This window comes from Kribbella albertanoniae (assembly GCF_004348455.1).
GTDB classification, from domain to species: domain Bacteria; phylum Actinomycetota; class Actinomycetes; order Propionibacteriales; family Kribbellaceae; genus Kribbella; species Kribbella albertanoniae.
Window position 1 is genome coordinate 1 of record NZ_SMKA01000343.1, and the last position, 9,148, is coordinate 9,148.

At 68.3% G+C, this 9,148-nt stretch carries 12 protein-coding genes; 3 read left to right on the top strand and 9 right to left on the bottom strand.

The window, feature by feature from the left end; all coding sequences use genetic code 11:
• Positions 1-53: 53 nt before the first annotated feature.
• From E1261_RS40615 to E1261_RS40625, 3 genes are all read right to left on the bottom strand, one after another.
• Positions 54-359, bottom strand: a complete 306-nt coding sequence (locus E1261_RS40615) for a putative quinol monooxygenase (protein WP_132415086.1) — start codon at positions 357-359, stop codon at positions 54-56.
• Positions 360-508: 149 nt separating this feature from the next.
• On the bottom strand, positions 509-1,030 hold the full coding sequence (locus E1261_RS40620) for a YciI family protein (RefSeq protein ID WP_132415087.1): 522 nt from the start codon (positions 1,028-1,030) through the stop codon (positions 509-511).
• A 22-nt stretch (positions 1,031-1,052) separates the two neighbouring features.
• Positions 1,053-2,174 carry a hypothetical protein gene (locus E1261_RS40625; protein ID WP_132415088.1) on the bottom strand — a complete coding sequence of 374 codons (1,122 nt, stop codon included), beginning with the start codon at positions 2,172-2,174 and terminating at the stop codon, positions 1,053-1,055.
• Between the two features lie 80 nt (positions 2,175-2,254).
• Here E1261_RS40625 and E1261_RS40630 point away from each other — a divergent pair, with 80 nt between their 5' ends.
• Positions 2,255-2,683 (top strand): GNAT family N-acetyltransferase, encoded by a 429-nt coding sequence (locus E1261_RS40630; protein WP_132415089.1) that lies wholly within the window; start codon positions 2,255-2,257, stop codon positions 2,681-2,683.
• Here the strand turns inward: E1261_RS40630 and E1261_RS40635 are convergent.
• Positions 2,680-3,468 carry an LLM class flavin-dependent oxidoreductase gene (locus E1261_RS40635; protein WP_132415090.1) on the bottom strand — a complete coding sequence of 263 codons (789 nt, stop codon included), beginning with the start codon at positions 3,466-3,468 and terminating at the stop codon, positions 2,680-2,682. The genes E1261_RS40630 and E1261_RS40635 overlap by 4 nt on opposite strands.
• 64 nt (positions 3,469-3,532) lie before the next feature.
• Here E1261_RS40635 and E1261_RS40640 point away from each other — a divergent pair, with 64 nt between their 5' ends.
• Both E1261_RS40640 and E1261_RS40645 read left to right on the top strand, forming a co-directional pair.
• Complete coding sequence (locus E1261_RS40640; protein ID WP_132415091.1) at positions 3,533-5,029, top strand: carboxylesterase/lipase family protein; 1,497 nt, start codon at positions 3,533-3,535, stop codon at positions 5,027-5,029.
• Between the two features lie 10 nt (positions 5,030-5,039).
• Positions 5,040-5,543: a DinB family protein gene (locus E1261_RS40645; RefSeq protein ID WP_132415092.1), complete on the top strand. Its 504-nt coding sequence runs from the start codon at positions 5,040-5,042 to the stop codon at positions 5,541-5,543.
• On the opposite strand, the gene E1261_RS40650 is transcribed toward E1261_RS40645, so the two are convergent.
• The 5 genes from E1261_RS40650 to E1261_RS40670 all read right to left on the bottom strand — a co-directional run.
• Positions 5,544-6,290 carry a phytanoyl-CoA dioxygenase family protein gene (locus tag E1261_RS40650; protein ID WP_132415093.1) on the bottom strand — a complete coding sequence of 249 codons (747 nt, stop codon included), beginning with the start codon at positions 6,288-6,290 and terminating at the stop codon, positions 5,544-5,546.
• A 36-nt stretch (positions 6,291-6,326) separates the two neighbouring features.
• Complete coding sequence (locus E1261_RS40655) at positions 6,327-6,776, bottom strand: nuclear transport factor 2 family protein (protein ID WP_132415094.1); 450 nt, start codon at positions 6,774-6,776, stop codon at positions 6,327-6,329.
• A gap of 8 nt (positions 6,777-6,784) precedes the next feature.
• The gene (locus tag E1261_RS40660; RefSeq protein WP_132415095.1) at positions 6,785-7,603 is read right to left on the bottom strand and encodes an NAD(P)H-binding protein; all 819 of its coding nucleotides are present in this window, start codon (positions 7,601-7,603) and stop codon (positions 6,785-6,787) included.
• Positions 7,600-8,490, bottom strand: a complete 891-nt coding sequence (locus E1261_RS40665) for an alpha/beta hydrolase (protein WP_132415096.1) — start codon at positions 8,488-8,490, stop codon at positions 7,600-7,602. Before E1261_RS40665 ends, E1261_RS40660 begins: the two co-directional genes overlap by 4 nt.
• 20 nt (positions 8,491-8,510) lie before the next feature.
• A partial coding sequence (locus E1261_RS40670) for a helix-turn-helix domain-containing protein (RefSeq protein WP_132415097.1) occupies positions 8,511-9,148 on the bottom strand: 638 nt, incomplete at its 5' end.

A 9,148-nucleotide genomic window follows, 5' to 3' on the forward strand; every position in this document is an offset into this window, starting at 1 on the left:
GCCACCACCCGAGCAACCCTCACCACCACCCTCCAAACCCTCCTCACCCACGCTTAGATCTTCGGTTTGAAGGGTGGGCCGGAGGCGGAGACCTCGTGCAGGAAGACGTTTTGGGACTTGATGGTGGTGCCGGTCGGGCCGGGGCGTGGGGCGATGGCTCGCCAGGTGTTGAGGGTCGCTTCGGAGTCCCAGTACTCGTAGATGTTGATGCGGCCCGGGTCGATCGGGTCGGCCGAGATGGCGCCGTCGAGGCAACCGGGGTAGGCACGGGCTGCGCGGACGATCACCTGGTGCGCGTCGACGTACTGGTCTCTTGCTGCCGGGTCCACCCACACGCTGCCGGCCACGATGACTGTCATCGCTGTCTCCTTCCGTCAACCACCGACGAACGCAGCGGGCCGGGAACAGACAAGATGCGAACCGCCACAGCATCACAATTGGCTGTCCGCGGAAACTCCAGGCGGGAGATGCAGCGGATCGAGCAATTGTGATGGCCTGGAGGTCCGGGCTAGCGGCGGCCGCCGAAGGTCCACGGGTGGACTTGGGCGGGATCGGCTTGCGCGAGGACGGCGGCGGCTTCGGCGTCCAGGGCCTCGAGGAGTACGGCGCGGCCGAGGTGCTCGTCGGCGTCGAGGGCCAGGAGGTCGCCGTGCAGGATGATGTGCGGCGAGGTGAGCGGGCGCGGGGTGTCGTCGGTGTGGACGAGGTAGCGGTGGTAGCCGTCGACCGCGTCGGCGAAGTCCCACATCGTGCCGCCGGTGTGGTTGCGGAAGCGGGTGATGAGGACGGATTCGAAGACGCCCGCGCGGTAGTAGGGCTCGTCGTACGCGAAGGTTTTGACCGCTTCGAGCGTCGGCAGGTCGACGATGTGCAGGCTGCCGGTCGTGCTCTCGCCGTCCGGCGTGAGGGTGGGGCCGCGAGCGATCAGCTCGTCGGCATAGCCGTCCATGAACGCCCAGTGCTCCGGCGTCAGGCTCCCCTTGAGCTCGCCGGCGCCGGCCCGATCCCGTCCGTACACGAAGTACTGCACGGGATCGGACCCTAGCAACCGATCAGGCCGTCGTTGCGGCGAGGTGCAGCCGCAGGATGGTGTCGTAGTCGAGCACCTCGACGCCCTCGGCCGCCTTCAGCTGCGCGGCGTCGACGATGTCCTGCGAGCTGATCACCACGAGCTTGCGCGGTGCGGTGATGTCCAGCCCGTACTTCGTGTTCGCGAATGCACGGTTGTCCGCGTCGCCGAAGTACTCCGTGACGCGCGAGAGCTGGGCGACGCCGTCCGCGAGTGTCGTCGTACGGCGATGCTTCTTGACCCCGGCGGCCAACGGAAGCCGCAGGTCACCGACGACATGCGAACCGTCGGCCCGCTCCAGAATGAAGTCGGGGGTCAGGGCGGCCTCGTCGCCGCTCTGCCACTCCAGGTGTGGCTGGCGGATCAGCTTGGTCGCGTCGAACGCCGTCAATAGGAAGTCCTCGTTGGAGCTCAGGAACTGGTCGACCGTCGACTTCGGTACGTCGTGCGCCAGGTAGGTGCTCGCGAAGACCGCGCCCTGCAGGTCGGCGCCGTCGTCGGCCCGCGGCACGCTGAGCGTCCCGATCGGGTCGGTGTGCGGCGCGGCCGCGGCGAAGTTGCGCAGGAAGTCCAGGTACTTCTCCGCGGGCTCCGAGCGGTGGATCGCCAGCGCGAAGAACACCCAGTGCGCCCGCAGCGCGGACCCGGCCGTGTGCACGAGCAGCGTCCGGTCGAAGGTCGAGTAGTTCCCCGGCGCGAACTTGAGCAGGTCCTCCTGCGGACCGACGAACTCCTGCCCGAGCATCCCGCGCGCCCCCGGGAACCGCGCCGTGAGCTCCTGCCGACCGTCCTGCGTCGCCACGGTCGCGTCCTTGAACAGGTTCTCGCCCGGCAGCGTGACTACGGCCGGGCCCTCGCCGACGCCGAAGTACTCCTCGACGCTCGCGACCTTCTGCCGCCGCACCTCGAGACTGCGGTACTCCCGGCTGATGCCGACCAGCTCCACGATGTTCCAGTCCGGCGTCTCCGTCAGGACCATCATCCGCGGATACAGCAGCGGACCGGCCAGCTCCCGCCGGTGGCTCACCGGCAGATGCCCGCTGATCTCCCGGAGGTGCTCCCCCCAGAACTGCGTGTTCACCTTCACGAACTCAGTCGGCTTCATCCCATCCCTCTCACACTTGTGCTCACCAACGCCAACCCTGCCCCGCCCGGCCGGTATTCCCAACCCCTAGGGTTTTTCCCATGATCCCTTGGTGTCTCCGGTCCGCCACCCCGGCGGATGTCGAACCGATCGCCGAACTGCGCGCCGTCGTCATGCGACCGGACCTGGAGCGCCTCGGCCGGTACGACGCCGTCCGCGTCCGGCAGCGCTTCCGCGACGGTTTCGACCCAGCGCACACCTGGATCATCGAGGCTGACGGGGTGTTCGCCGGCTCCATCGCCGTCCGCCCAGCCGACGACGGTCCGTGGCTGGAGCACTTCTACCTGGACCCCTCACTGCAGGGCCGGGGCCTGGGCACCGCCGTACTCCAGCACGTCCTGGACTCCCACGACGGTCTGGTGCGCCTCAACGTCCTCCAAGGCAGCCCCGCCCGCCGCCTCTACGAACGCCACGGCTTCATCATCGACTCGGAGGACCCGGTCGACATCTTCATGACCAGGAAGGTCTAGACAGGCGGGCCTGCCGCGATGCGGTCCCGGACCTGCCGCATCCGCTCAGCAGAGTGGTGCGGCATCTCCCAGCGAGTCTCCAGCCACCAGGTCGCACCTGCTTCGGCCCAGGGCTGGACAGCCGTCGCGTCCTGCGACTCGCCCTCGGCGATGACATCTATCTCGGGGCCCCGCTCACCCAACCACGCCTTGAGCCGCGCCAGCTCTGCGGGCGTGTCCTGCCCCGGCTCGAACTGCGGCAGGACGCCGTCGCACCGCAGCACACGCCGCATCGACTTCGGCCGCGGCCACACTCCGACGACCCAGATCGGAATCCGCTCCTGCACCGGCCGCGCCACCTGGGCCAGATCGTCACGCTCACAGCTGTACTCGTAATACGTGCCCTGGTAGCTGAGCCCACCACTCCACAGCTCCCGGATCAGGTCGATCCCCTCGTCGAGCATCGCCGCGCGCTTCCGCAGCTCCAACTCCTCACCCGTCCGCGGCAGATCGGTCTCCATCGCCCCCACACCCACCGCCAGCGTCGCCCGCCCACCGGACAGCTGATCCAGCGTCACCACCTGGCTGGCCACCTTCCACGGCCGTCGCCACGGCAACGGAGTCAGCATCGTCCCCAACCGGATCCGCTCCGTCTTCGCCGCCACCGCACACAGCAGACCCCACGGGTCCACGCCGTACGCCGCCTCCCAGACGAACACGCCGTCCCAGCCGGCCTGCTCAGCCAGCACTGCCTGCTCCAACTGCTCACCCGCAGTCCCACCCGGCAAGATGAATCCGTATTTCATGCCCCCAGTTCTAACTCGGCCCACCGACAGTTTCAGGGTCTAGCCGCTGTGCGAGGGTGAAGGCATGGCAGCCGACACCGTCAGTACGCCGTCCGGGCAGTTGCGTGGCGAGCCCACGCCGTACGGACCTTTGCTTGGCGAGACCACGCCGTACGGAATGGTCTTCCGGGCTGTCCCGTACGCCGCTCCTCCCGTCGGACCGAACCGCTTCCAGCCACCGCAGCCGGTGCCGGCGTGGTCCGGCGTCCGGGACGCGCGCTCGGTGGGGCCGACGGCGCCGCAGAGTGAAGAGACGACGCCGCTGTCCGACCTCCTGCCGAACGTCGTCATCGCGGGCGACGACTACCTGCATCTGAACGTGTGGACGCCGGACGTGAACGGCTCCGCGCCGGTCATCGTGTTCGTCCATGGCGGCGCATTCACGGTCGGCTCGAACGCACTCACCGGCTACGACGGTACGGCGTTCGCCCGTGACGGGGTCGTGTTCGTGGTCATCAACTACCGGCTCGGTGCCGACGGCTTCGCCTGGTACGGCGATGGTGTCGCGAACCTCGGTCTCCTCGACCAGATCGCGGCGCTGACGTGGGTGCGCGACACGATCACGTCCTTCGGTGGTGACCCCGGCCGGGTGACCGTGATGGGCGAGTCGGCGGGCGCGATGAGCATCGGCGCGCTGATGACGATGCCGGCCGCCAAGGGGCTCTTCCACCGAGTGATCCTCGAGTCGGGCGCCGGGCACCACGCGATCTCGCCATCGGCCGCGCTGAACGTCGGACGCCGGTTGGCCAAACTCCTCGGCGTACCGGCGACCCGCGAGGGCCTCGCCACCGCGACCTCGACCGACCTCATCGCTGCCCAGAGCCGGATCTCCGCACAACTGGTCAAGGCGCCGTTCCGCCGCATCTGGGGTGATGTGGCGCCGAACCTGATGCCGTTCGAACCGGTGATCGACGGCGAGGTGCTGCCGGAACTCCCGATCCGCGCCATCGAGGCCGGCGCCGGCGCAGAACTCGACGTACTGGTCGGCTACAACGCCGAAGAAGCCCGCCTGTTCTTCCTGGACCTCGCGGACAACGGCTTCGTTCCCCGGCTCACGTCGTACCTGCTCGGCCGAGCCTTCGGCCTCCGTCGCAAGGACCTCGCCGCCTACCGCGGCTGGTCAACCACCGACCACGCGGCCCTCGTCGCCATGGTCACCGACGCCGTCTACCGCATCCCGGCGCTCCGCCTCGCCGAGGCCCACGGCCGCGCCCACGTCTACCGGTTCGCCTGGGCCTCCCCCGCTCGCGACGGCCGCCTCGGCGCCGCCCACGCCACCGAACTCCCCTACGTGTTCGACAATCTCGACGACCCGATCTGGCGAGGCATCCTCGGCAGCGATCCCGACCAGTCGGTGGCGACCGAGATGCACTCCGCCTGGGTCGCTTTTGCGCATAACGGTGACCCGGGCTGGCCGACGTACAAGCCTGAAAGCCGGATCGAACGCGAGTTCGCCGGCCCGCAACCTCTGGTCGAGAACCACAACCCCGCCGTTCGTGCCCTGTGGTCGAACCGCCGCTAACCTGCTGACCATGAACCGGCCGGAACCACCGCTAGCCGCGGGCGAGACCGAAACCCTCGTGGGCTTCCTCGAGTACCACCGCGCAACCTTCGCTTGGAAGTGCGCTGGCCTGGACGCCGCCGGCCTCGCCGCAACCGTCGGCGCCTCGACGATGACGCTGGGCGGGATGCTCAAACACCTCGCCTACTACGAGGACCACTGGTTCTCTCGCCGCATGCAAGGCAACAAACGCCATCCGCAGTGGGCCGGTCTCAACCCCGAGGAGGTCTGGACCGTCCGCGAGACACCCGAGGCCCTCCACGGTATTTGGCACAGCGCCGTGGACCGCTCCCGCACCCAGCTGGCCGAAACCCTGGCGAACGGCGGACTCGACCAGCCGGCCCGCCGTCCTTTCCCCGACGGTGAGGTAGCCAGCGTCCGCTGGATCGTCGTGCACATGATCGAGGAATACGCCCGCCACAACGGCCATGCCGACCTCATCCGCGAATCCGTCGACGGCTCCGTCGGCGAGTAGTCAGTCCTTCCGCCACATCATCCGGCTCCGCATCATCCGCGGGGTGTCCCGCGCGTTCGGCGCAATCGAGTGCAGCACCCACGGATGCGTGACGAAGGTGTCCCCGGCCTTCCCGGTCAGCTCGACCACTCGCACCGGAATCCCGTCCACGTCCGCCTCAACCATCGGATCGACCTCCCGATCCGCCTTGCACAGCTGCCGAAACCACTCGTGGGACCCCAGCACCTCATCCCGAAACGTCTTGAGGTCCGGCTCCTTCAAGCTCTCCAACTGCTGCCGGATCACCCGATGCGACCCCAGCACCTGCGGCGTCCCACCGCCGCCCGCCTCAACATCCCCCAACAACGCCCAAACCTTCACCGCCACCAGCCGGTCCCGCGGCAGGTCGAACCCCACATCCGTATGCCACAACCGATGCGGCACCACCCAAGGCTCCCCCGTCGGCATGGTCACCAACACCTGCCCTTGATGCGGCGGCTCGACCCACTCCCCCAGCAACTGATCCAGCACACCCCGCAACACCGGCCCCAGAATCGCGTCAGCCGCCGGATCTCTCTTGCTGACCTTCAACCTGGTCGGCCGGTGCGGTTCCCAGGTACGGCGATCGTCCGGCCGCATCCCGTACAACTCCGCCAGCTCGGCCCAGATCCCGTCCCGCATCCGAGCCGCATCCGCAGCCCCGAACGCCCGCCGTACCCGCAAGATCCCGTCCCGCGCAAACCCCTCCAACTCGTCTCCACTCAACATCTCCCCATGCTGAGCGCCCGCCGTACAAGCTGCCACTCATTTCCGCCGCGCTCGCCCAGCAACAGCGCGGGTCGTTGCAAGAGCGGGTAGGTCCGTGTTGCCCTCCTGGTAGAACAACTGGAGGGTGAGTGCACTGATGCGACCATCCTCGAACCGCGCCACGTAGTGCCCGTTGACTGCCCAGACCGGGCCGCCGTCGGCTCCGGCGATGTAGTGGTAGCCGCGCACGTGGGTCTGCAGCACCGCTGCCCCGTCGGCCTCGGCATCAACGACGTACGGCCCCGTCAGGTGCTGGGTCGCCTCGAACCCGGGCAGCAGCCCCTGCCAGCGGGCGACCAGTTCGTCACCGCTGATCTCCTCGGCCTCTCCACCGAAGAGTTCGGTGTAGTCGACGCGCACGTTGTCGGCAAAGGCAGCCCGGATGGTGGCCCAGTCGAGTGCGTCGACGGCGAACAACATCCGGGTGAACGTGTCGGTGTGGCTCATCAGTCTCCTCAGCGGAAATCAGATCTGTGGGCCCGGGCCCAGTGCTGGAAAGTTCGGGGTGCCCGTCCGGTGAGCTCGTCCACCGTATTGAGAACGGCCGACTCGTCGAGCGACTTGTCGACGTAGAAGCTGAAGAAGGCACGGACGTAGGGCTCCGGCATGGCCGCCGTCATCCTGATCCAGGCCTCGTCGTTCGACTCGGCTTCGAAGCGCAACGGGCGATCGAGTACCTGCCCGAGCTGCTGTACCCGTTCCGCCGGCAGCAGCGACTCAGGTCCGGACAACTGGTACTCCCGGCCGGCATGCCCACCGGCCAGCGCCGCCGCGGCGACGGCAGCAATGTCGAACGGGTCGATCGTGGCCACCGCGATATCGGCGAAAGGTGCCCGTACGACGTCACCGGCCCGCAACTGCGGTACCCATTCGAGGGTGTTCGACATGAACGCGGTCGGCCGCAGGATCGTCCACTCGAGGCCCGATGCCCGTATGTCGCTCTCGGACTTGATCATGTACTGCGACACCACGTTGTCCGTGTCGGCGCCGATCGCTGAACCGCCCGAGAGCAGGACTACCCGCTGGACACCTGCGGCGGCCGCCTCGACCAGTACCTCGCTGGGGTAGCCCGCGAGCAGGAACATCGCGTCGGCCCCGTCCAGTGCTGTCCGGAGGCTCGTGGGCTCGTTCAGATCGCCCAGCACGGGCTCGGCACCGTCGGGAAGCCGCGCTCCGGCGGCGCGCACCAGGCCGCGGACGGGCCTGCCCTCTGCGGCCAAGGTCCGAACCAATTCGGCACCGACATTGCCGGTGGCACCAGTGACCAGAATCAAGACAGTGTCCCCTCGAAGTGTGCGGCCGCCGCCACAACAGCGAACGCGACCTGCTCCTGCTGGTCGTAGAAGTCGATCTGACTACCGGTGGTCCACACTGTCTCGACCGGGCCGGTCACCGCGTTCGCGACGGTACGAACGTTGTCCGGCAGCACGCAGTCGTCGCTGTGCACGAACAACGACGGGACTGACACCGCCGACGCGGGCGACAGGCCGTCGTACGTCAGCCAGTACGCCCAACTGAACTCGGCCATCTCGTTCGTCCAGGTCGGCACCGCGCCGCGGCCCGCTTCGGCGTAGTAGGGCAACTCGAACGACATCCCGGCCCGGTCGTTGCCGTCCTCGTACGCCGGCACTGTGCGGACCTCGCCGGTCCGGTGGAACGCCTCCAACGCCTCCGCAGCCCGATCGAGCCGCATCGCGACACCGTCCGCGCCGCCATAGAAGGGCGCGACAGTGGCGGCATCGTGAAACCAGCCGGCGACACTCGCGTACGACGCGATCGGCGCACCCTGGGCGACTGCGCGCAGGGCGTACTGGGCAGAGGCGCAGACCCCGAGGTATCCGATCGCACCCGGCCGGACGGACGACAGTGTCGAGACCGCCCGGGCTGCCGCGACGATGTCATCCACCTTGCGGGCCGGAAGTTCGGCGTACCGAGGGCGGCCGCCGCTCGCACCCCAGCCGGCGAAGTCGAAGGTGAAGACGGTGAAGCCCCGCTCGGCCAGGGCAGCGGCGTACCGGTCGGCCATCTGCTCCTTGACGGTCAGCCACGAGCCCGTGATCAGGACCGCCGGCTGCCGCTCCTCGGGATCGCCGGATCGGTGCACATGTGCCGCGAGCGGCACGTCGCCATTGAAGAAGGTAAATGGGCGTGGAGTGGTCACCCGCGGACCATTTCACGGACCTAGGCGCTGTGGGAGGTCCGATCTTGCTGTCTGGATCGCAACTGACCCGGCGGTACCCCGTGCTCGCGGCGGAACACCCGCCGGAAGTGGCTGACATTGGTGAACCCCACCGAGTGCGCGATGTCGACAACACTCACCGCCGAATCGAGCAACAACGACCGCGCGGCCTGCATCCGGCGCGCGGTGACGAACCGATGCGGCGCGAGCCCGGTGCTGGCCCGAAACGCCCGCGCGAAGTGGAACGGGCTCAACGACGCCACCCCGGCAAGCTGATCCAGCGTGATCGTGCCGCCGAGCTGCGCCTCGACATACTCGGCCACCTGATCGACAGTACGGCGCTCAAGCGTGCCGGCCGGACGCCGCCGTACCGGCCGACTGCCGTCGTACTCATCGGCCAGGTGAGCCGCCAGGCGATGCGCGAGCGTACTCGCCTCGATATCCGCAATCGGCTCGTCCACAACGTGCGCCCTCCGCAAGACATGCGCAATCCCGAGGACCACCGCGTCACGGAGATCGAATCGCGTCTCCACCTCCGCACCCGGCAGCAGCTCCGGATCGAGGTAGATCTCCAGCGCCTCGGTCCAGTCCCCGACCTCACTCCAGCTGATCGGCTCCGCACCCGTCACAAACACGGCCC